The organism is Streptomyces sp. NPDC001868 (assembly GCF_040297125.1).
Taxonomy (GTDB): Bacteria; Actinomycetota; Actinomycetes; order Streptomycetales; family Streptomycetaceae; genus Streptomyces.
In genome coordinates this window covers 65952-87763 of the sequence record NZ_JBEOYO010000025.1, presented here as the reverse complement: position 1 = coordinate 87763, position 21812 = coordinate 65952, and the positions used below count along the sequence as shown (strand labels likewise).

Genomic DNA, 21812 nt, shown 5'->3' with positions numbered 1-21812 from the left:
GCGGCGCCGGGCGGCGCGCGTCACGGCTTGGCGTCGACGGCGACGAAGAACGCTCCGACCCAAGCCGCGTCCCGCTGCGAAACGAGGCGGAAGGCCAACTGGTCACCCCCATGGCGGATTTCGTCGCCCAGTTCGAGAACATCCGAGTCGTATCCGAGGGTGTTCGCGTACGCCGGCGTACGCCCCGCGACAACCGCCCCTGGCTGGCTGATCGTCGAATTCAGGACGTCGTCATGGGGGTTGGCCGCGTCCGCCAGGGCGGTGGCCGCACCGTCACCCGTCGAAACGGTGAGCGAATCACCGGTGCGCCCGCGGTCCCCGTTGTAGGCGACCAGACCCACGGTGCCCCGCGCGCCCTTGGGGAAGGCCGTGCCCCGCAGCCGGATCAGCTGTTCCCCACCCGTCGTGAGCGCGTCGAACCCGTCCGCCATCACCAGATGCCGCAGCGGCTCCGCCGGGTTCTCGTACGCCACCATCAGCGTCCAGCCGCCCCACGCCCCGGCCGCCGAACGGCCCATGGCCACATTGACCTGTGCCACCGTGTAGAGCCCCGAACCGCTGGACCGCACCAGCTCCGTGACGTCCGCCGAGGCCTGGAACGCGTCCGCGCCCCGCGCCACCCGGTGTCCCACCACCGAATCCGCGAGCAGCTCCTTGTAGGCGCCGCCGGGCTCCGCGATCAGAACCCGCCCGTTGTCCTTCGGCGGCTTCTGCTCACCCACCCGCAGATTCCCGCCCCAGTACAGCCGCGCGTACGTCACCCGCGCGCCCGGCGGCAGCCGTACCTCGCCCCGGCTGGAGTTGTAGGTGTTCGGGTCCTGGTCGACGTCGATGTAGAACATGTCGAACTCGTCGTTCACGGCACCTGTACGCCCCGCGCGCGCGTCGGCGCACGACGGCGCCGCCCGCCCCGGCGCCGTGGCCCGGGCGACCGGCACCGTCGTACGGCAGGTGATGGAGGAGTTCGCCGCGCGGACGATCCCGCCGTGCCGCAGCGCGCGGTAGCGCTCGCCGAAGGCCAGGCGTTCGGCCTCGGGGGAGGGGGCGGGGGGCGCGGCCGTCGCGGGAGCGCCGGGCCCCCAGAGGGCGGCGAGGGCGCAGCAGCCCACCATCGCGCGGCGCAGCAGAGGACCCGGGTGAATTCGCATGACCGGCGGTGCCCTTTCGGGAGCTCGTTCGGGTGCTTGTCGGGGAAAAGTCGCGGGCCCTCGAAGGGCCGAATAACTGCGGATCTGATAAAGGCCGCGGCGACCTGGGGAGGTGCGCAACTCTAGCCCGCTATGCGTACTTATCTACGGAACGCGCCAACTGTGTCGGAATGGTGAAGCGAGCGGTCTGTGAGATCACTCCTTTGGAGGCACAACCCCCGGTGCATGCCGCGCGTTGATCCAGCGCCGGGCATCCCCGCCCGAGTGTCTTTTGCATCAACTCCAAGGAGCACCTCTCCATGTCGCGTATCGCGAAGGGCCTGGCCCTGACCTCCGTTGCTGCCGCGGCCGTGGCGGGCACCGCCGGCGTCGCCACCGCCGACAGCGAGGCGAAGGGCTTCGCCGCTCACTCCCCGGGCGTGCTGTCGGGCAACGTCGTGCAGGTTCCGGTTCACGTGCCGGTCAACGTGTGCGGTAACACCATCAACATCATCGGTCTGCTGAACCCTGCCTTCGGCAACAAGTGCTTCAACGACTGACGTTCGAGGACTGACGTCCCCGCACTGACGTTCGCGCGTTAGCCAGACGAACCGGCCGCCTTCCCCTGTGGGAGGGCGGCCGGTTCGTGTTGCCCCGAATGGGGTCCCTCGGTTGCAGACGGCGATCACCGATTTCACGGTGAAAGAACGATTCCTCGCACCGATGGAAAGGAACATCCATGCGTGTTCTGCCCGCACGGCGTCTCGCGGTCTCCGCACTCTGCGCCACGCTCCTGCTCGGCGTCACCGGCCCCGTCGCCCTGGCGGCCGACGCCGAGCCGACGCGTGACCGCGCCCGGTCGGCGGCGCCCGTCCCCGGCGCGGACGCGCTCCTGACGCAGCTGAAGGGTCTCGGCGACCTCAGCGGCGTACTGAAGCCGGTGACCGATCTGCTCGACGCCGTGCTCAAGGCGGACAACGGTCAGCTCTCCGCCGAACAGGCGGCCGAGCTGGGCAAGGCCGTGCGGGACGCCATCGCCAAGGCCAAGGCGGAGGCGCCGGAGACCTCGCCGGTCGCGCCGCCGGCTGTCTCGCCGGCCGTCCCGCCCGTCGCCCTGCCGGTCGACCCGGCCGCGCCCGCGGTGCCCGTCGCCCCGCCCGCGCCGGCCCTGCCCGTCACCCCGCCCGCCGCGACCACGCCCATGGTGCCGGCGGTGCCCTCGGCGCCGGCGGTCCCGTCCGTTCCGGCGGCGCCCTCGGCTCCGGCTCGGCCCTCGGTCCCGGCGGCGCCCTCGGTTCCGCCCGCTCCGCAGCAGGCCGTCACGCTGCCGGCGTTCGACCGGGGCCTCGCGCGGCCGGTCGGCAAGCTCATGGCCGACCCGGTGGCCGACGCCCTCACCGCCCTGCAGAAGGCGGTCGACGCGCTGCTCAAGGCGGCCACCGCCGGCGATCTCGCCCAGGTGCCGCCCGCCGTCACCGGTGTGGTGGCCGGCCTGGTCAAGCTGGTCGCGGCCACGCTCCTGGGCAGCGGCCTGCCCGCCCCGGCCGGCCTGCCGCCGGTGCAGCCGCCGGCGGCGGAGCTTCCGGCGGTGGAGCTTCCGGCGGCGGAACTGCCGGCGACACCCGCCGCGGACGCGCTGCCCGCGCGGCCGCCGGTCGCCCTGCCCGCGCGGTAGGAACCGGAAAGAGCCGTCGGACCGACCGCCGTCAGGGTCGGTCCGACGGCTCTTTCGTATGACCTGTCGTTCGGCGTCAGATATGACATGTCCGGTACGGGGTTTCCGTCGGCCCGAGGGCTCGTTGGACACGGCGCAGTGCTTCCAGTATCCGAGGAGAGGAACACGATGAAGTCGCTGAAGGCCGCCGCTGTCGTCGCAGGGTCCATGGCCATCGCCGGTGTCGCCGCGCCGGCTTTTGCCTACGACCCCGCGGACGTCACGCCCACCAGCCTCAACGGCGCGGTGAACACGCTCTTCAAGGGGCCCATCGAGCCCGCGCCGCTGCAGCAGCAGTCGAACGCGCTCGACACGGAGAACAAGGACTCCGTGCTCCACACGGTGAGCGGCGCGACCAAGGCTCTCAACTCCCCCGGCGGCCCCAGCAAGCTTCTCGGCGGTCTGCCCCTCCAGGGCTGACGATTCCTTGCGCAGCCCCACAGGGCCGGTTCCGCGAAGACGCGGAACCGGCCCCGCTCGTTCTCCGGTCCCCCGGAGTACGTGGAGTCCGGGGAAAGGGAATTCCGTTCCTCGTTCCCTCCGGAGAGTGAATTCCATGGTGTTCGAGTCCGGTCCCTCGTTCGTGTGGTCGGCCGTAGTGTGTCGCCCGGTCGGGTGAAAAGGCGGCAGAGTCGTTTGGCGGGCGTGGATAGGGTTCCGCGGTGACTTCAACTTCCGCTGAAACCCGCCCTTTCCGCCCCGCCGACCTCGGCACGCTCGTCGTCATGGCGTGGAGCGGTGAAGCCCCCGACGGGGACATGCCCTATCTGCTCGCCTACACCCTGGGCGACGGCCGGAACGGCCCGGAGGGCTCCACGGCCGCCGTGGCGGATCTGCTGACGAGCCTCGGTCTGCCCATCGGCGAGAGGGTCGTCGACGGCTCCGCCCACCCCAGTCTGCCGGTCACCCTGCTCGTCGAGGCGGGCCAGGCCGTCGTCACCATGCCGCAGCTCAACGCCCAGTGCCCGGCCCCGCCGGAGTGGCTCGCCGCCGTCGGCGAACGCGGCTTCGCCCACCTCGTCTTCGCGACCCGCCCCTGGCCCGAGGCCCGGCCCGGTCTGCCCGTCGAGCCCGAGGCCCTCGCCGCCTTCGCGGGCGACACCGAGACGCTGTCCAGCGCGGCGCACGTCCTCCTGCCGGCCCGCAGCCTGCGCGTCTGATGGCCGCCCAGGCGGGGCCGCCGGTCCGTACGGCCGGCGGCGGCCGTGCCTTCGCGATCCTGCTGCTGGTCACCGGTGCCGCAGGTCTGCTCGCCTCCTGGGTCATCACGCTCGACAAGTTCAAGCTGCTGGAGGACCCGAACTTCACCCCCGGGTGCAGCCTCAACCCCGTGGTCTCCTGCGGCAACATCATGAAGAGCGACCAGGCATCGGCCTTCGGCTTCCCCAACCCGATGCTCGGGCTGGTGGCCTACGGCATGGTGATCTGCGTCGGCGCGAGCCTGCTGGCCGGGGCCGCCTTCCCACGCTGGTACTGGCTGACCTTCGAGGCGGGCGCGCTGTTCGGGCTCGGCTTCGTGACCTGGCTGCAGTTCGAGTCGCTGTACCGGATCAACTCGCTGTGCCTGTGGTGCTGTCTGGCCTGGATCGCCACGATCGTCCTGTTCTGGTACCTGACCTCGTTCAACATCCGTAACGACTTCCTGCCCGCACCGGCCGGGCTGCGCGGCTTTCTCGACGAATTCACCTGGGTGCTTCCGGTGGTGCACCTCGGAGTGATCGGCATGCTCATCCTGACCCGCTGGTGGGACTTCTGGACAAGCTGACCAATGGATAAGGGGAAATGAGGTAATGGGCCGGTAGGCCTCTCGGACTAATGCGGCAGTCGGGCGAATCTCGTGCTCAGGGAGATCTCCGGATCGTTGACCCGGTACGGACGTCGAGCCCCGGATCACGGCTCGCGCACCGTCGATTCCGCATCCCCATCCGTATCCGTCGATTCGGTCGATGCGGCTGACTCCCGCGATCGCCGATTGTGGATCCGCCCATTCCTGAAAGGGACCGTACCGAGATGAAGCCGACCACACGAGGAACCCTTGCCGCCGTCGTCACCGGTGTGGCGGCCGCGATGGGCGCCTCCGCCGCCCCCGCCGTCGCGGCAGAGACGGTCCCCGTCCCCGTACCGCTCGAAGGCGTGCAGCACTCCCTGAACGTGAAGATGCCCAGGCTGGCGGGGGAGTTGCCGCTGCTCACGCCGGGCGCCCCCGAAGGGCCGAGGTATGTCGAGGGCCGTCTGCTGCCCGCGAGCGCCCTGCCGCAGGTGCCGCTCGGAGCCGCGCTGCCGGGGCTGCAGGCCGAGACCCCGCTGCCCCGGATCGTCGGGGAGGGCTTCGAGCGGCTCGGCGTCGAGGCCCCCGCCGCCGACCTGCGGACCCTGACCCCCGGGCTGAACGTGGACACCCCACTGACCGCGCCCAACCCCGACGCGCTGGGCCTGCCCAGCCTGAAGGACCCCCAGGTGGCCGTCCTCACCCCGCTGCTGCGGACGGCGCCGACCGCGAACCTCGGGCTCGTCTGAGCCCGCGGCGACACGGAGACGAGGCCCGGGCCGTGCGAGCCCGGGCCCGGCCGTCCGGGGGTCACCGCTACCGAACACGACGAGGAGAGAGTGTTGTTCGTCAGCAGAGTGACGGTGGACCCCGCCGGTGGACGAAGCAGAACGCGCCGTAACGCGCTGCGCGCCCTGGGCGTGTCGGCCGTCGCCCTGGCCGCGGCCCCGGTCGTCGCCGCCGCGTGGCCCCGCCGGTCGGCGCGGTCCGAGGAGGCCGACTTCGACGAGACGTACCGGGGCCGCCGTATCCGGGGTGTCAGGGCCGACAGGGACCAGGCGGCCTACCTGGGCGCCCGGACGCCTGGCCCCGGCGAGTGGGACGTCACCGTCGACGACCGCCCGCTGCACCTCATGCGCCGCGCGGACGGTACGTATCTGAGCATGATCGACCACTACCGCTCGTACCCGACGGCTCTGGAGGCGACCCGCGCCGCCGTCGAGGAACTGGGCGCCGGCCGGCGTCTGCGGCTGCGGGACGTGGCGGAGGGAGCGGTCGGCCATGGCCTACACACGTAAGGACGTCAGCACGCTCACGAGCACGGAGCGGCGGCGGTTCGTCGGCGCGCTGCTGGAGCTCAAACAGCGCGGCGAGTACGACGAGTTCGTGCGGATGCACATCGACCACTACGTCTCGGACGGCGACGGCGGGCTGCGTACGGCCCACATGGCGCCCTCCTTCCTGCCCTGGCACCGCCGGTTCGTGCTGGAGCTGGAGAAGGCGCTGCGCCGGATCGACGACTCGGTGTCCGTGCCGTACTGGGACTGGACCCGGGACCGTACGACCACGTCGGCGCCCTGGACCGCCGATCTGCTCGGCGGCAACGGACGGCGCTCCGACCTGCGGGTGATGACCGGCCCGTTCGCGTACGGGGCCGGCAGATGGGCCATCACGGAGGGGCTCACGGACGTGGAGTACCTCACCCGGGACTTCGGCTACCCCCGCAACCCCGTCGCGCTGCCCACCGCCCGTGACCTGGACGCCGCCCTCGCCGAGCCGGTCTACGACAAGGCCCCCTGGAACTCGGTCACCCGCGGGGGCTTCCGCAACCGGCTCGAAGGGTGGGGCCAGGGGACCGGCAACGGCTCATGGCTCAACCACAATCGTGTGCACCGGTGGGTCGGCGGGCACATGGTCGGCGGTGCCTCCGTCAACGACCCCGTCTTCTGGCTGCACCACGCCTTCGTCGACCTGCAGTGGACGCGCTGGCAGGGACGCCACCGGGGCGCGCGCTATCTGCCGGCCCGGCCGCCGGCGAGGGGCGACGCGCAGCGGGGGCGGATCGTCGCCCGCGACGAGCGGATGCCGCCCTGGAACGTGACTCCGGGGGAGCTGGAGGAGATCGGGCACGTGTACCGGTACGCGTGACCGGCGGAGACTGAGGGAAGCCGAGGGAACGAGAGCGGCGCGAAGCCCCCGACGGTGGGACACCGTCGGGGGCTTCTTGTCACTGCCGTGTCGCTGCTGTGTCGCTCGGGGCTGTCGGCCCCGTCAGTGGCCGTAGCCGGACGGGCCGGGGCTGCCGGGGTTGCCCTTGTGCTTGTCGTCGCTCTTGTTGACGCAGACGTTGCCGAAGGCCGGGTTCAGCAGGCCGACGACGTCGATCGTGTTCCCGCACAGGTTGATCGGCACGTTGACGGGAACCTGGACGACGTTGCCCGACAGGACACCCGGGGAGCCGATGGCCTTGGCCTCGGCGCCCGCGTCCGCCGCGGCCAGACCGCCGCCGCCGAGCACGACGGCCGAGGTGCCGAGCGTGACGACGGCTGCCTTCGCGATGCGAGACATCACGTTCTCCTTCTTGATCGGTGAGCACGACCCCCTCTTCATGGCCGCACGCCCCTTCAACGCGCCCGCGCACCGGGGGACACGGCGTTCATCGGGGGATCACCCATTCCGAACGGGAGTGTGGGCCGGGTCGTACGGGAGTCGTCCGATCGGGGGTGGGGGGCGGAGGGAGGAGGAGGAGGCGGTGAGGTCCCGTCCTCAGCCGAGGAGGCGTACGGGGGAGCCCGCCAGGTACGCCTGGATGTTCTCGACCGCCTGGCCGTAGTACGTGGCGTAGTTGGCCCGGGAGACATAGCCGAGGTGCGGGGTGGCGAGGAGGCGGGGGGCCGAGCGCATCGGGTGGTCGGCGGGGAGGGGCTCGACGTCGAAGACGTCGACGCCGGCTCCGGCGAGGCGCCCTTCGCGCAGGGCGGTGAGCAGGGCGTCCTGGTCGACGATGGCCGCGCGGGAGGTGTTGATCAGGTGGGCGGTCGGCTTGAGGAGGGCGAGTTCGGGGGCGCCGAGGAGGCCCCGGGTGCGGTCGCTCAGGGCGAGATGGACGGAGACGAAGTCGCTCTCCGCGAGCAACTCCTCCTTGGACGCGGCCAGGTGGACGCCCACCTCGTCGGCGTACTCCTTGGTGAGGTTCTGGCTCCACGCCGTCACATGCATGCCGAAGGCGAGGCCGACCCGGGCGACCCGGCTGCCGATCTTGCCGAGGCCGAGCAGTCCTAGCCGGGCGCCGTGCAGGTCCACGCCGACCGTGCTCTGCCAGGGGCCGCCCTCGCGCAGCGCGTTGTTCTCCGTGACCAGGCCTCGGGCGAGGCCGAGCAGCAGCGCCCAGGTCAGCTCGACGGGCGGGGTGGTGGAACTGGCCGTACCGCACACCGTCACGCCGTGCGCCTCGGCCGCCGCGTAGTCGATCACCGAGTTCCGCATGCCGGAGGCGATCAGCAGCTTCAGGCGGGGCAGGCGGGTGAGGAGCGAGGCGGGGAAGGGGACGCGTTCGCGCAGGGTGACGACGATGTCGTACTCGGCGAGGGCCGCCGCGAGGGTGTCCTCGTCCGCGAAGTGCTCCGTGAAGGCGACGACTTCGACGTCGTCGGCGACGGGGGACCAGTCGGCGATCTCGGTCGCGACGGACTGGTGGTCGTCGAGCACGGCACAGCGAAGTCGCGGTCGTCGCATGGCGGATGCCTTCCGGTCGGGCCCTCGGGTGCGTGCTTCCGGAGCCGGGTGCGCGAGTCTGACCGGACTCTACCCAGTGCCGATCTCCGCGATCGGGGCCTGGCGGCGATCTCGCGATGAGGGCCTGGCACCGACCCCGAGGTCAGGGCCTGGCTGCGACCCCGTGGTCAGAGTTCGGCAGCGACCCCGTGGTCAGAGCTCGGCTGCGACCCCGTGGTCAGGGCCTGGCGTCGATTTCCGCGATCAGGGCCTCGATACGGGTCCTGATCCGGTCGCGGATGGGACGGACCGCGTCGACGCCCTGGCCGGCCGGGTCCTCCAACTCCCAGTCGAGGTACTTCTTGCCGGGGAAGATCGGGCAGGCGTCGCCGCAGCCCATGGTGATGACGTAGTCGGAGGCCTGGACGGCTTCGGTGGTGAGCACCTTGGGCGTGGCATCGGCGATGTCGACCCCGACCTCCCGCATGGCCTCGACCGCGGCCGGGTTGACCTGGTCGGCGGGGAGCGAGCCGGCCGAACGGACCTCGATCCGGTCGCCCGCGAGGTGACTGAGGAAGCCGGCGGCCATCTGGGAGCGGCCCGCGTTGTGGACACAGACGAAGAGCACGGAAGGGAGGGGGGAGGTGGTCATGGGTGGCGGGCTTCCTTTGCTGGCATCCGTCGCGCGAGGCAGCGGCTCGCATCAGTCTGAGATGATGTGACAGTATCAGCGCATGCTGACGTCAGTCGACACTGATCTGCTCCGGGTCTTTGCCGATCCGCTCCGCCTGCGGATCGTCACCCTGCTCGCGCACGAGACGCTCTGTACGACTCACCTGGTGGAGGAGACCGGTGCGAAGCAGACCAACCTCTCCAACCATCTGAAGGTGCTGCGCGAGGCCGGGATCGTGGAGACGGAGCCGTGCGGGCGGTGGACGTACTACCGGCTCAGGCCGGCGGTTCTCGCCTCTCTCGCGGGCGGTTTCGCCGAACTGGCGGAGACCGCGCGGCTCACTGCCGAGAACGACGTGAAGCGGTCCTGTTCCTGACCTGTTCCTGACCGGCGCCGCCGGCCGATGTCGAGGAGTTCTGTTGGTCGCCATGGAGGGGAAACCCGGCGAGACCGCCGTTCCGGTCGCCGCCGCGGCCGTGTCCGCGCGTACGCCGTTGGGGGCGCGTGTCGCCGCCGAGTTCGTCGGTACGGCGGCACTCGTCACGGTGGTCGTCGGGTCCGGCATCCAGGCCACGGCTCTGACGCGTGACGTCGGGGTGCAGTTGCTGGCGAATTCCCTCGCCACCGTGTTCGGGCTGGGGGTGCTCATCGCCCTGCTCGGGCCGGTCTCCGGTGCGCACTTCAACCCGGTCGTGACGTTGGCCGAGTGGTGGACGGGGCGGCGGCGCGGGAGTGAGGGAGACACAGAGGTCACGGACGTCGCAGACACCACAGGCGTCACGGGTGGGGAGGTGGCCGCGTACGTCTCCGCTCAGACCGTCGGGGCGATCGCCGGGGCCGTCCTGGCGGACGCGATGTTCGCGGAACCCCTGGTGAAGTGGTCCACGCACGAGCGTTCGGCGGGTCATCTGCTGCTGGCCGAGGCGGTCGCCACGGCCGGCCTGGTTCTGCTGATCTTCGGCCTCGCCCGCACCGACCGGCTGCGGTTCGCGCCGGTGGCGGTGGCGTCGTACATCGGTTCGGCGTACTGGTTCACCTCCTCCACCTCCTTCGCGAACCCGTCGGTGACAGTGGGCCGAGCCTTCACCGACACCTTCACAGGAATCGCACCGGGATCGGTGCCCGGGTTCGTGGGGGCCCAACTGGTGGGCGGGGCGATCGGGTTGGGTCTGGTGGCCGTCATCTTCCGTGCTCCGGCCCGTCACTCCTCGGGACCGACTCCGCCGGTCAACTGTTGCGTCGCTTCCACGACCACTTCCGCCGCCGTACGGGACCAATGAGCGTCGTACTGCGGGAGGCCGGCGCCGGGTTTGCGTGTGGTGTCTCGTGGCTGGCTGGCGGAAAGATTTCCGGCCTTCTTTGCGGGGTGTCGTGGGCCCGTGCGGATGGTCACGGTCTGGTGGCTGGTGATAGCCGGGGGTGACCAGGGGCCGGTGGGTGGGGGTGGGGTCGTGCTTGGCGTGAAAAAACCCTCCCGAGGGAGGGTGGAGAGTGGGCGCCCCCGGCAGGACTCGAACCTGCGGCCAAGCGCTTAGAAGGCGCCTGCTCTATCCACTGAGCTACGGGGGCCGGGTGTGGTGGCCTCTGTCTTGGTGCCCGGGTGTGGGCTGATCCGTGACGTTGCCGGGGACAAGGATAGGGCTCCCGAGTCCTTGTCCCTGTTGCTTCGCCTCCGTGGCTCAATGTGGAGGTTCGGTGAAGCGGTCCTGATAATCGCAGGCAGGTACGAATCGTGCACCTCTTTTGGCGTCTCGGGCCTCGGGTGTTGTGCACTCGTTATGCCTGCGCCCCTCTCGTCCCCTCCGTCCCGTGTGTCCTGTCGGCGCGCAGACGTGCTTATATGCTTCAGAATGTCCACAAAGTTGGGCATTCTTCGCATGTGGTGACCTTGGACGTACGGCCTCAGTTGCTCGACGCGCTCTCCACCCTGCGCGACCGTGTCGCCGCCGCGCGCTTCCCGCTGCCCCTGGCAGGGGCCCCGCGCGCGCGTGCCAACCGCGACGAACTGCTCGCGCAACTCGACGACTACTTGGTGCCCCGGTTGCGGCAACCCGAAGCACCCTTGCTCGCCGTGGTCGGGGGGTCGACCGGAGCCGGCAAGTCCACTCTCGTCAACTCCCTGGTGGGGCGGAGGGTCAGCGAGGCCGGTGTGCTGCGGCCGACGACCCGTACGCCCGTGCTGATCTGCCATCCCGAGGATCACCACTGGTTCAGCGGCATGCGCGTGCTGCCCAACCTCACCCGCGCGTGGGTGCCTCAGCAGGAGCCCGGCCAGGATCCGGGTGACGCGTCGTTCCCGCCGGGCGGGGACGACGGCCAGGACGGCGAGCGCGTCCTGCGCATCGAGACCGCCGACAGCCTTCCCCCCGGTATCGCCCTCCTCGACGCGCCCGACATCGACTCCCTGGACGCCCACAACCGCGTCCTCGCCGCCGAACTCATCTGCGCCGCCGACATCTGGGTGATGGTCACCACGGCCTCCCGCTACGCCGACGCCGTGCCCTGGCATCTGCTGCGGTCCGCGAAGGAACACCGGGCGACCCTGGTCACCGTGCTCGACCGGGTGCCTCACCAGGTGGTGTCCGAGGTCTCCCGGCAGTACGGGGCGCTGCTGACCAAGGCCGGGCTCGGCGACGTACCCCGGTTCACCGTGCCCGAACTGCCCGAGTCCGCCTGGGGCGGCGGGCTGCTGCCGGGCACCGCCGTCGCCCCGCTGCGGGCCTGGCTCGTCCAGCAGGCGACCGATCCGGGAGCCCGGCACGATGCCGCCGCCCGCACCGCGCACGGCGTCCTCGACTCGCTGAGGTCCCGGATGCCCGAGCTGGCGAGCGCGGCGGCCCAGCAGTACTCCGCCGCCCTCCGGCTCACCGCCGCCGTCGACACGGCGTACGACAGCGAGCACGCGCGCGTGAAGGCACGTCTGCAGTCGGGGGCCGTACTCGCGGGCGACGCCCTCAAGCGGTGGCGCAGCTATCCGCTCGACTGCACCGCGGGCGAACTGCTCGACGCCCTCGTCGAAAGCCTCGGCACCCTGCTGCTGTGCGCCGTCACCGCCGCCGAAGAGCGCATCGGCGAGGCCTGGCGCCGCGAACCCGCCGCCGTGGCCGCAGGGCTGACGGAGCGTGACGCCACGCGGGAGGGCGTCGAGCATCGGATCGGGATGACCGTACGACGCTGGCGGCGCGTCCTGGAGGAGTACGCCGAGGAAGAGGTGCGCGACCTCGACCGGAGCGTCGCGCCCGACGTGGAGGTGGTGGCCGCCCTGGGCGCCACGGCCCTGCTGGGCGGCCGACGGGCCCGTACGGCGGGGGAGGGGCTCGCCGAACGGATCGGGGCGCACGGCGCGCTGCGGCTGCGCGACCGGGGCGGACGGCTGCTCACCGAATACCTCGACCGGGCCCTCGACGCCGAGCGCGACCGCTGCCTCGCCCCGCTCGACGCACTCGACGTACACCCCGAACCACAGGCCGAACTCATCGCCGCCCTGTCCGTACTGCAGAAGGAGAGGTGACCGCCGTGACCGCCGTCACTGACCACACGGATCAGACCGGAGACGACGTCCCCGAGAAGGGCGACGAGAAGGACAACGACACGGACAACGACAAGGGCAACGAGAAGGGCGACACAACGAGGGGCGTAGGGGGCGTTGGGGGCGCTTCCGGAGCGGCCGGGGACGCGCGTTCGAGGAGCCGGGACGCAGGTCCGTCGGAGAGTGCCGAGGGCAGGCGTCCTGAGAAGGCCGGAGCGGTTGAAGAGGTCGGAGCGGTCGGAGCGGTCGGAGCGCGGGACCGGAACGCCGGGCCATCCGCCCGCCCGAGCCGTGAGCAGCGCCCGAAGGTCGGGAACGACGTCCACGCGCGCGTGCCCGACCGTTCCGGCAGCGGCACGTCCGCCGCCGCGCACGGCGATTCGTCCGGCGATTCGTCCGGGCGTACGGAAGCCGGTGACCCCTGGGACGACGGGCTCATCGCCCGGCGTGTCACCGACGCGACCGTCGCCGAGCGCGTTCCGACGGGGGAGACCAGGGCCGCGGTCGCGCAGTCGGTCACGCCGCTCGCGTACGACGGGCGTCTGAGGTCACGGCTCGACGCGCTGCGGGAGCTGGTGGGGCAGTCCCGTACGCGGCTGGACAGCACCACGCTGGCGGAGGCCGGACGGGTGCTGGACGAGGCGGCGGCGCGGCGCAGGCTCTCGGGGCAGCACACGGTCGTCGCCATCGCGGGCGCCACCGGCAGCGGCAAGTCGACGCTGTTCAACGCGCTCGCGGGCGTGGCGATCTCGGAGACGGGCGTACGCCGGCCCACCACGGCCGCGCCCATCGCGTGCAGCTGGAGCGACGGCGCGGCGAGCCTCATCGACCGGCTGGGCATTCCGGGACGGCTGCGGCGGCGGCCGTTGCAGAGCCCGGAGGCGGAGGCCCAGTTGCGCGGTCTCGTGCTGGTGGATCTGCCCGACCACGACTCGGCGGCGGTCCAGCACCGGGAGCAGGTCGACCGGATCCTGGCGCTGGTGGACGCGGTCATCTGGGTCGTCGACCCGGAGAAGTACGCCGACGCCATGCTCCACGAGCGCTATCTGCGGCCCCTGGCCGGTCACGCGGAGGTCATGTTCGTCGTCCTCAACCAGGTGGACCGGCTCCCCGGGGAGGCCGCCCACCAGGTGCTCGACGATCTGCGGCGCCTGCTCGACGAGGACGGGATCGCGCTCGGGGAGCATGGCGAACCGGGCGCCACCGTGCTCGCGCTGTCCGCGCTCACCGGAGACGGGGTGGGGGAGCTGCGCGACGCGCTGGAGCAGTTCGTGGCCGAGCGGGGCGCGCCCGCACGCCGGGTCCGCGCCGACCTGGACGCGGCTGCCGCGCGGCTGTGGCCGGTGTACGCCACCCAGCGGCGCGCGGGGCTCAGCGAGCAGGCCCGGGACGAGTTCGCCGCGCGGCTCGCGGACGCCGTCGGCGCCACCGCCGCGGGCGAGGCCGCCGAGCGCGTCTGGCTGCGCCATGCGGGCCGCGCGTGCGGTACGCCCTGGCTACGGCTGTGGCGGTGGTACCAGGACCGGAGCGAACCGCCGACGGGGCGGCTCGCCCTGTCGGCGCCCGTGGACGAGGAGGCCACCGCCCGACAGCGAGTCGAACACGCCGTACGGACGTTGTCGGAGCGCGCCGCGACGGGGTTGCCCGCGCCCTGGGCCCAGGCGGTGCGCGAGGCGGCGGTACGCGGGGCGCAGGGGCTGCCCGAGGCGCTGGACGAGCTGGCGATGCGGGTCGGGGCGCCGGCGGGGCGGCCGCCGCGCCCAGGCTGGTGGCCCGCCGCGGTGCTCGCGCAGGCGTCCATGACCCTGCTCCAAGTCATCGGGGGGCTGTGGCTGTTGGGGCAGATCATCGGCTTCATGGCACCGAATCTCGGGGTGCCGGTACTGCTGATGGTGATCGGCATCGTCGGTGGGCCGGCCGTCGAGTGGGGCTGCCGCCTGGCCGCACGTGGTCCGGCACGGCGGTACGGCCACGAGGCGGAACGGCGGCTGCGGGAGGCGGCAGCCGGGTGCGGCCGGGCGCGGGTGCTGGATCCGGTGGCCGCCGAGCTGTTGCGGTACCGGGAGGTGCGGGAGCAGTACGGGCGGGTGCTGGGGACGGCGCCGGTGGGTTGAGGCGTTGCGTCAGCGGGCTGCGGGCTGCGGGCTGCGGGCTGTGGTCGGTGGTCGGTGGTGGGAGAGGTGCCGGCGGTGGGGTGAGAGGCGGCTCTCGTAGGGACGGTTCACCCCGTCGGGTGACGGAGTTGTCCACAACCGGCGGGTAGTGCACAGGGCTCAGCGGGCTCGGCCCGGCGGCGGCAGTCTGAACACGCGGCGATCACAGCACCGCCGCACGACGGACGCTGCAGCCGTACGGGACGGGCCCGTACGCGTGTCCGGTCGGCGCCGGCGTCGGTGCCGACGTGAAGGAGGGGTTCGCGAGATGAACGAGACATTGGTGTGCGTGGTGGGGAACGTGGCGACCCAGCCGGTCTGCCGGGAGTTGTCGACGGGTTCGTCGGCCCGGTTCCGGCTGGCGGTGACCTCGCGGTACTGGGACCGGGAGAAGAACGAGTGGACCGACGGGCACACCAACTTCTTCACGGTGTGGGCGCGGCGCACCCTCGCCGCGAACGTGGCGTCGTCCGTGGCGCTGGGCGATCCGGTGGTGGTGCAGGGGCGGTTGAAGGTGCGCACCGAACAGCGGGACGGGCAGAGCCGGGTCTCGGCGGACGTCGACGCGGTCGCCATCGGCCACGATCTGTCGCGGGGCACATCGGCGTTCCGACGGACGCCCAGGGGAGAGGCATCGGCGGTGACGCAGTCGCAGTCGCACTCGCAGCCGGAGCCTGAGCCGAACTGGGAGACGCCGCAGCCCGGGAGTCGGCTCGATACCACGGCCGAACGCCAGCCGGAGCCCGCCGGAGTGACGTGACCTCAGCTGATGATGGATCAAGTCGTGGTCGATCGAGTCGTGGCTTATCGGCGAATGCGATGTGAAGAGTCCGAGTGTGTGCCTGATCGACTTGTCGATAAGCGCTGTTCGCGAGCTGTGCAAGCGATAACGATTCCGATTCGGATCGGTTGTCCGACGATACGACTGGGAAGTGCGGTGCGCCGCATCCCTAGGATGCCGGGCATAGCTCACGGGGCTTCTGATTCTGCTGGTGGGACCACAACCCCCCACGTCAACGGGTCCTGCTCGAAGGGAAATTCTGTGGTTTCTTCGTTCTCGACGTCGTTCTCCGGGTGGTCCGGACGGGCCGCGCGCAGACGAGGCGCGGCCCGCCTCGCCGCCGTGTCCCTCGCGTCCGGACTCGTCGTCGCGGGTGCGATCGTCACCGCGGCCCCGGCCGCCGCCGACGAGCCGGCGCAGACCTCGGGCGGAGCGACCGCGACCATAGGCGGCCTCAAGACGTACGGGACGGCCGTGCTCCGGACCGAAGACGGCCAGGAACAGCAGCTCCCCGCAGGGCTGTTCGAGATGTTCGTCGACGGCGGCGGCACTCTGCGGACCTACTGCGTCGACGTCCAGAACCCGACACAGAAGGACGCCAAGTACCAGGAGACCCCCTGGAGCGGCACCTCGCTGGGGGACAACAAGGACGCGGGCAGGATCCGCTGGATCCTGCAGAACTCCTACCCGCAGGTGAACGACCTCGCGGCGCTCGCCGGCAAGGCCGGGGCCAAGGGCCTCACCGAGCAGGACGCGGCGACCGGTACACAGGTGGCGATCTGGCGGTACTCGGACGGGGCCGACGTGACGGCCCAGGATCCGGAGGCGGAGAGGCTCGCGGACTACCTGGAGAAGAGCGCGCGGAACCTCGCGGAGCCGGCCGCCTCCCTGACCCTCGACCCGTCGGCGGTCTCCGGCCGGCCGGGCGAGCGGCTCGGCCCGGTCACCGTGCACACCAACGCGGACGGTGTGACCGTGACCCCGCCCTCGGACGGGACGGCGGACGGCGTGAAGATCGTCGACGCGGACGGCGAGGCCGTGACCTCGGCCGAGGACGGCGGCGAGCTGTACTTCGACGTGCCCGAGGACGCGGCGGACGGTACGGCCGAGGTGACCGTGCAGGCCTCGACGACCGTGCCGGTCGGCCGTGCCTTCGCCTCCGAGACCCGCAGTCAGACCCAGATCCTCGCGGGCTCCAGCGAGTCCACGGTCTCCGCGACGGCCACCGCGCACTGGGCAGGGGAGGGCGCGATACCCGCACTGTCGGCCGAGAAGAACTGCGCCGAGGGCGGCCTGGACATCACGGCCGCCAACCAGGGCGACCAGCCCTTCACCTTCGAGCTGATGGGGATCACGTACACCATCGAGGCGGGCGAGACCCGCACGGTGACGATCCCCTTGCAGGAGGACCAGGCGTACGACTTCACGATCGAGGGGCCGAACGGCTTCGCGAAGCAGTTCCGGGGCGTGCTCGACTGCCGGACGGAGACCGAGGCCGGCGCGGGCGGGGAGTCGGTCCAGACACTGAGCGAGCCGAGCCCGGCGACGGTGGGCGGCAACGCGGTCGCCGACTCCGGGACGGACCTCGCCGAGACCGGCAGCTCCGGCGCCACCCCGGTGATCGGCGGCCTCGCCATCGGCCTGGTCGTGATCGGCGGCGCGGTGATGGTCCTCCTCCGCAAGCGGAATCCCTGACGAACCGAGCCCCTGACGAACGGAACCTTTGACGAACCGAACCTCTGACGAGGGACGGACCCCCTGACGAGGATTCGGCAGGCGGAAGAGCTCCTTGGCAACTCGACAGTGAGTGACCGCGCGGTGACACGTGCGTGCGACGCGGCCCCGGTACGCCCCCAAGGCGCCGGGGCCGTGCCGTTCGGCCGGGGGCCTCACCATCCGGTTTCCGTCGAGGGCTGGCCGTGCGGCAAGATGGGTGGTACTGCCCACTGCCAGATTTCAAGTTGCCGGACGGTTTCTCTTGGCTGAGTACATCTACACGATGCGCAAGACACGCAAGGCGCACGGCGACAAGGTGATCCTTGACGACGTCACGCTGAGCTTCCTGCCCGGCGCGAAGATCGGTGTGGTCGGTCCGAACGGTGCCGGAAAGTCCACCGTTCTCAAGATCATGGCGGGTCTCGAACAGCCCTCCAACGGCGACGCGTTCCTGTCGCCCGGCTACACCGTCGGGATGCTCCTGCAGGAGCCGCCGCTGGACGAGTCCAAGACGGTCCTGCAGAACGTCCAGGACGGCGCGGCCGAGATCATGGGCAAGCTCAGGCGCTTCAACGAGGTCGCGGAGCTCATGGCGACCGACTACTCGGAAGCCCTCATGGACGAGATGGGCAAGCTCCAGGAGGACCTGGACCACGCGAACGCGTGGGACCTGGACACCCAGCTGGAGCAGGCCATGGACGCGCTCGGCTGCCCGCCCGGCGACTGGCCCGTCACCAACCTGTCCGGTGGTGAGCGCCGCCGCGTCGCGCTGTGCAAGCTGCTGCTCGAAGCCCCCGACCTGCTGCTCCTCGACGAGCCCACCAACCACCTGGACGCCGAGTCCGTGCAGTGGCTGGAGCAGCACCTCGCCAAGTACCCCGGCACCGTCGTCGCCGTCACCCACGACCGGTACTTCCTCGACAACGTCGCGGGCTGGATCCTGGAGCTCGACCGCGGCCGCGCGATCGGCTACGAGGGCAACTACTCCACGTACCTGGAGACCAAGCAGACCCGTCTCAAGGTCGAGGGCCAGAAGGACGCCAAGCGCGCCAAGCGGCTCAAGGAAGAGCTGGAGTGGGTCCGCTCCAACGCCAAGGGACGGCAGGCCAAGTCCAAGGCGCGTCTGGCCCGCTACGAGGAGATGGCGGCCGAGGCCGACAAGATGCGGAAGCTGGACTTCGAGGAGATCCAGATCCCGCCGGGCCCGCGTCTGGGCAGTGTGGTCGTCGAGGTCAACAACCTCAGCAAGGCCTTCGGCGAGAAGGTCCTGATCGACGACCTCTCCTTCACGCTCCCGCGCAACGGCATCGTGGGCATCATCGGCCCGAACGGCGCCGGCAAGACGACCCTCTTCAAGATGATCCAGGGTCTGGAGCAGCCCGACTCCGGTTCGATCAAGGTCGGCGACACCGTCAAGATCTCCTACGTCGACCAGAGCCGCGAGAACATCGACCCCAAGAAGACGCTGTGGGCCGTCGTCTCCGACGAGCTGGACTACATCAACGTCGGCCAGGTCGAGATGCCCTCCCGCGCCTATGTCTCCGCGTTCGGCTTCAAGGGCCCGGACCAGCAGAAGCCGGCCGGGGTGCTCTCCGGCGGTGAGCGCAACCGCCTCAACCTGGCGCTCACCCTCAAGCTCGGCGGCAACCTGCTGCTCCTCGACGAGCCGACCAACGACCTCGACGTCGAGACCCTGTCGTCGCTGGAGAACGCGCTCCTGGAGTTCCCGGGCTGCGCCGTGGTCGTCTCCCACGACCGGTGGTTCCTGGACCGGGTGGCGACGCACATCCTCGCCTACGAGGGCGAGTCCAAGTGGTTCTGGTTCGAGGGCAACTTCGAGTCGTACGAGAAGAACAAGATCGAGCGACTCGGAGCCGACGCCGCCCGTCCGCACCGCGCCACCTACAAGAAGCTGACCCGGGGCTGATCGATCTTGCGGCACATCTACCGCTGCCCACTGCGCTGGGCGGACATGGACGCGTACGGCCACGTCAACAACGTGGTCTTCCTCCGCTACCTGGAGGAAGCCCGTATCGACTTCCTGTTCCGCCCGGAGAAGGACTTCAAGCAGGGGTCCGTGGTGGCACGCCATGAGATCGACTACAAGCGGCAGCTGGTGCACCGGCACAAGCCGGTGGACATCGAGTTGTGGATCACGGAGATAAGGGCGGCGTCGTTCACGATCACCTATGAGGTCAAGGACCCCGAGCAGGTCTATGTCCGGGCCTCGACGGTGATAGTGCCGTTCGACTTCGCGACGCAGCGGCCCCGCCGGATCACCGCCGAGGAACGCGAGTTCCTGGAGGAGTACAGAGACGACGAGGAGGAGGCCGTCGCCGCATGACGGTGCTCCACCTCGCCGACGAGGGGGAGGCGGCGGATCTCGCGGCCTTCCTCGCCCGGCTGCTCCACTACGACCGTGGAGCCGCGGTACGCCTCCAGGCGTCCGGCACCGCGCTGGCCGTCTTCGGCCGGCCACCGTCCTTCGAGGTCCTGGCGATCCGGGCCGTACGCCTCGCCAAGCCGTACGAGGACGGGCTCGACGCCACGCTCGACGTGACCGTGTCGGCCGGTGAACTCCTGGAGTCCATCGACGAGCCCGCGGGCACGGCGCTCGTCCCGAAGGCGGTGACCGGGCCGCCGTGGGCCGGAGTCCTTCCCCCGCGCGGCGGCTGGCGGCCGGAGGCGGGGCTGCCCGCGCCGGACGCGTTGCGGGCGATGGTCTCGGCGGCGGTACGCGAATTCCGGTCCCGTACCGAGGAGTTGGCGCCCGAGGGGCGTACGCGGGCCGAACTCGACCGGATCGGGCGGGAGATCTGGTCCCGGACGGTCGGGAACACCCAACTGCCGGTGCGGGCCGTGCACGCGGCCCAGTCGCTCGGCTTCCTCCGCCCCGCGCGGACGGCGGGCCCGCCGGAGGAGACGTCGCCGGTGCTGTTCTCGTCGGGCGCGTGGCTCAGGCTGCGCACCCCGTACGGGTCGATCGCCGTACGGCGGGACTCGGGACTCGGGATGCTGGGCGTCAGCGTCCGCTGAGCCTGTCCTCCGCGTGCCGCCCCTCGCCGGCGAGGGGGCGATCACCAGGGGGCGATCATCCGGTGGCGGTGTCCGGCCCCGAGGCCGCTCAGCCCGGGGCGTTCACCATCGAGGCCGCCGCGTAGGTGAGGTAGTTCCACAGCGTGTGCTCGTGTTCCTCGGAGAGGCCCAGCTCGTCGACGGCGTCGCGCATGTGCTTCAGCCAGGCGTCGTGGGCGGCGCGGTCCACGGTGAAGGGGGCGTGGCGCATCCGGAGCCGGGGGTGGCCCCGGTTCTCGCTGTAGGTGGTGGGGCCGCCCCAGTACTGCATCAGGAACAGCGCGAAGCGGTCCTCGGCCGGGCCCAGATCCTCCTCGGGATACATGGGCCGCAGGATCGGATCCCCGGCGACACCCTCGTAGAAACGGCGCACGAGGCGCCGGAAGGTCTCCTCGCCGCCGACCTGCTCGTAGAAGGTCTGCTCCTGAAGCGTGCCGCGCCGAATCTCTTTCACGTCATCCATGGTCTCAGACGCGGCGACGGAGGACTTGAGGCCTAGGACCGTCCACGGTGCTCGCCTCTGGAGGCGTCCGGCCGCACAGTGGAGGTATGGGCACGCACGCTGTGGACCAGGATCTGGAACGCCTCGCCGCCGAGGCCCGGTCGGCGCTGGTGCGCGAGATCGAGGCGAGCGGGGCGTGGGACGCCGACCCGGAGTGGCGGAAGGCCTTCGAGAGCGTTCCCCGGCATCTCTTCGTGCCGTACTACTACGTGAGCTCCGCGATCGGCTTCGAGCGGCTGTGGGGCGAGGAGCGGGCCCCGCGGCGGCGTCACCGCTGGGTGCGGGGCGCGTACGCCGACGCCCCGCTCGCCACACGGGTGCGCGACGGGGAGCTGATCTCCTCCAGCAGCCAGCCGTCGCTGATGGCGAAGATGCTGGCCGAGTTGGAGGTGGCCGACGGCGACCGGGTGCTGGAGATCGGCGCCGGGACCGGTTACAACGCCGCTCTGCTCGCGTACCGGCTGGGGGACGAGGCGGTCACGACCGTCGATCTGGACGCCGACATCACGGAGGCGGCGCGCAGGCATCTGGACGCCGCCGGGTACCACCCGACCGTCGTCACCGGGGACGGGGCCCGCGGAGTGCCTGAGCGGGCGCCGTACGACCGGATCATCGCGACCTGCACGCTGCACTCGATCCCGCGCGCCTGGCTCGCCCAGTGCAACCCCGGCGCGCGCATCCTGACGCCGCTGGCCACGGGGCTGGTACGGCTCCGGGTCGAGGACGCCGAGCACGCCGAGGGGCGCTTCCTGCACACGTCGGCGTACTTCGTGCCCCTGCGCGGGGGCAGTGAGCCGGAGGCGGCGCATCCGCATCTCGGGGGGCTGCCGAGCCGGGCCAGGGACCACGAGCTCTTCCGGTTCCTGCTGGCCCTGACGGCGGGCAGCCTCGACCCGCACGAGGCCCTCGCCCTGTGGCAGCGCGAGGGCATGCCGTCCCGTGAGCGCTACGGCATCACGGTCCGCGGCGACCGGGCCTGGGCCTGGCTGGACGACCCGGAGGGGCCGTACGCCTGGGCGCTGCCATGACCGGAGGGATCGGGGACCGATCGGGGAGCAGG

23 protein-coding genes and 1 tRNA gene are annotated in these 21812 nt (G+C 71.2%); 18 read left to right on the top strand and 6 right to left on the bottom strand.

Translation table 11 applies throughout. The features are described 5' to 3' along the window. Positions 1–20: 20 nt before the first annotated feature. Positions 21–1148, bottom strand: a complete 1128-nt coding sequence (locus tag ABT147_RS26945; RefSeq protein ID WP_351410611.1) for a DUF3344 domain-containing protein — start codon at positions 1146–1148, stop codon at positions 21–23. 299 nt (positions 1149–1447) lie between these two features. On the opposite strand from ABT147_RS26945, the gene chpG reads away from it, so the two are divergent. The 8 genes from chpG (at position 1448) to ABT147_RS26905 (ending at position 6757) form a co-directional block, all read left to right on the top strand. Beyond that, entirely contained in the window at positions 1448–1687 is a 240-nt protein-coding gene (gene chpG, locus ABT147_RS26940; RefSeq protein WP_351410609.1) for a chaplin ChpG, read from the top strand. A 179-nt stretch (positions 1688–1866) separates the two neighbouring features. After that, positions 1867–2802, top strand: coding sequence for a hypothetical protein (locus ABT147_RS26935; RefSeq protein ID WP_351410607.1), 936 nt, complete (start codon positions 1867–1869; stop codon positions 2800–2802). A 168-nt stretch (positions 2803–2970) separates the two neighbouring features. Further along, positions 2971–3261 (top strand): hypothetical protein, encoded by a 291-nt coding sequence (locus ABT147_RS26930; protein ID WP_351410605.1) that lies wholly within the window; start codon positions 2971–2973, stop codon positions 3259–3261. A 242-nt stretch (positions 3262–3503) separates the two neighbouring features. Further along, complete coding sequence (locus tag ABT147_RS26925) at positions 3504–4001, top strand: DUF5949 family protein (RefSeq protein ID WP_351410602.1); 498 nt, start codon at positions 3504–3506, stop codon at positions 3999–4001. Beyond that, positions 4001–4606 carry a vitamin K epoxide reductase family protein gene (locus ABT147_RS26920; protein WP_351410600.1) on the top strand — a complete coding sequence of 202 codons (606 nt, stop codon included), beginning with the start codon at positions 4001–4003 and terminating at the stop codon, positions 4604–4606. The genes ABT147_RS26925 and ABT147_RS26920 overlap by 1 nt, the downstream gene beginning before the upstream one ends. A gap of 245 nt (positions 4607–4851) precedes the next feature. Beyond that, positions 4852–5358, top strand: coding sequence for a hypothetical protein (locus ABT147_RS26915; protein WP_351410599.1), 507 nt, complete (start codon positions 4852–4854; stop codon positions 5356–5358). Between the two features lie 90 nt (positions 5359–5448). Then, positions 5449–5907: a tyrosinase family oxidase copper chaperone gene (locus tag ABT147_RS26910; protein WP_351410597.1), complete on the top strand. Its 459-nt coding sequence runs from the start codon at positions 5449–5451 to the stop codon at positions 5905–5907. Beyond that, positions 5891–6757 carry a tyrosinase family protein gene (locus ABT147_RS26905; RefSeq protein WP_351410595.1) on the top strand — a complete coding sequence of 289 codons (867 nt, stop codon included), beginning with the start codon at positions 5891–5893 and terminating at the stop codon, positions 6755–6757. The genes ABT147_RS26910 and ABT147_RS26905 overlap by 17 nt, the downstream gene beginning before the upstream one ends. Positions 6758–6880: 123 nt before the next feature. Here ABT147_RS26905 and ABT147_RS26900 read toward each other — a convergent pair whose 3' ends face one another. From ABT147_RS26900 to ABT147_RS26890, 3 genes are all read right to left on the bottom strand, one after another. After that, positions 6881–7177, bottom strand: coding sequence for a chaplin (locus ABT147_RS26900; RefSeq protein WP_351410593.1), 297 nt, complete (start codon positions 7175–7177; stop codon positions 6881–6883). A gap of 198 nt (positions 7178–7375) precedes the next feature. Further along, on the bottom strand, positions 7376–8344 hold the full coding sequence (locus ABT147_RS26895) for a D-2-hydroxyacid dehydrogenase family protein (protein ID WP_351410591.1): 969 nt from the start codon (positions 8342–8344) through the stop codon (positions 7376–7378). 217 nt (positions 8345–8561) lie between these two features. Further along, positions 8562–8975, bottom strand: a complete 414-nt coding sequence (locus ABT147_RS26890; RefSeq protein WP_351410589.1) for an arsenate reductase ArsC — start codon at positions 8973–8975, stop codon at positions 8562–8564. Positions 8976–9057: 82 nt separating this feature from the next. Here ABT147_RS26890 and ABT147_RS26885 point away from each other — a divergent pair, with 82 nt between their 5' ends. Both ABT147_RS26885 and ABT147_RS26880 read left to right on the top strand, forming a co-directional pair. Then, positions 9058–9372, top strand: coding sequence for an ArsR/SmtB family transcription factor (locus tag ABT147_RS26885; protein ID WP_351410586.1), 315 nt, complete (start codon positions 9058–9060; stop codon positions 9370–9372). 52 nt (positions 9373–9424) lie between these two features. After that, positions 9425–10276: an aquaporin gene (locus tag ABT147_RS26880; RefSeq protein WP_351410584.1), complete on the top strand. Its 852-nt coding sequence runs from the start codon at positions 9425–9427 to the stop codon at positions 10274–10276. A 216-nt stretch (positions 10277–10492) separates the two neighbouring features. On the opposite strand, the gene ABT147_RS26875 is transcribed toward ABT147_RS26880, so the two are convergent. Further along, positions 10493–10565: transfer RNA gene (locus tag ABT147_RS26875), tRNA-Arg, on the bottom strand. A 310-nt stretch (positions 10566–10875) separates the two neighbouring features. Between ABT147_RS26875 and ABT147_RS26870 the strand changes: the two genes are divergently transcribed. The 7 genes from ABT147_RS26870 to ABT147_RS26840 all read left to right on the top strand — a co-directional run bounded on the left by ABT147_RS26870 (position 10876) and on the right by ABT147_RS26840 (position 20211). Beyond that, a complete protein-coding gene (locus ABT147_RS26870) occupies positions 10876–12507 on the top strand; it encodes a dynamin family protein (protein WP_351410582.1) in 1632 nt (543 codons plus the stop codon). Beyond that, on the top strand, positions 12504–14639 hold the full coding sequence (locus ABT147_RS26865) for a YfjP family GTPase (RefSeq protein WP_502983165.1): 2136 nt from the start codon (positions 12504–12506) through the stop codon (positions 14637–14639). Before ABT147_RS26870 ends, ABT147_RS26865 begins: the two co-directional genes overlap by 4 nt. A 307-nt stretch (positions 14640–14946) precedes the next feature. Then, positions 14947–15438, top strand: coding sequence for a single-stranded DNA-binding protein (locus ABT147_RS26860; protein WP_351410577.1), 492 nt, complete (start codon positions 14947–14949; stop codon positions 15436–15438). Positions 15439–15720: 282 nt separating this feature from the next. After that, complete coding sequence (locus ABT147_RS26855; RefSeq protein WP_351410575.1) at positions 15721–17154, top strand: Cys-Gln thioester bond-forming surface protein; 1434 nt, start codon at positions 15721–15723, stop codon at positions 17152–17154. A gap of 283 nt (positions 17155–17437) precedes the next feature. After that, positions 17438–19102, top strand: a complete 1665-nt coding sequence (gene ettA, locus ABT147_RS26850) for an energy-dependent translational throttle protein EttA (RefSeq protein WP_351410573.1) — start codon at positions 17438–17440, stop codon at positions 19100–19102. 6 nt (positions 19103–19108) lie between these two features. Beyond that, positions 19109–19519, top strand: a complete 411-nt coding sequence (locus ABT147_RS26845; protein WP_351410571.1) for an acyl-CoA thioesterase — start codon at positions 19109–19111, stop codon at positions 19517–19519. Beyond that, the gene (locus ABT147_RS26840) at positions 19516–20211 is read left to right on the top strand and encodes a DUF8185 domain-containing protein (RefSeq protein ID WP_351410569.1); all 696 of its coding nucleotides are present in this window, start codon (positions 19516–19518) and stop codon (positions 20209–20211) included. The genes ABT147_RS26845 and ABT147_RS26840 overlap by 4 nt, the downstream gene beginning before the upstream one ends. A gap of 88 nt (positions 20212–20299) precedes the next feature. Here the strand turns inward: ABT147_RS26840 and ABT147_RS26835 are convergent, their stop codons facing one another. Continuing rightward, positions 20300–20713, bottom strand: a complete 414-nt coding sequence (locus ABT147_RS26835; RefSeq protein ID WP_351410567.1) for a globin — start codon at positions 20711–20713, stop codon at positions 20300–20302. 86 nt (positions 20714–20799) lie between these two features. On the opposite strand from ABT147_RS26835, the gene ABT147_RS26830 reads away from it, so the two are divergent. Further along, a complete protein-coding gene (locus ABT147_RS26830; protein WP_351410565.1) occupies positions 20800–21780 on the top strand; it encodes a methyltransferase domain-containing protein in 981 nt (326 codons plus the stop codon). The last annotated feature ends 32 nt before the right edge of the window (positions 21781–21812 follow it).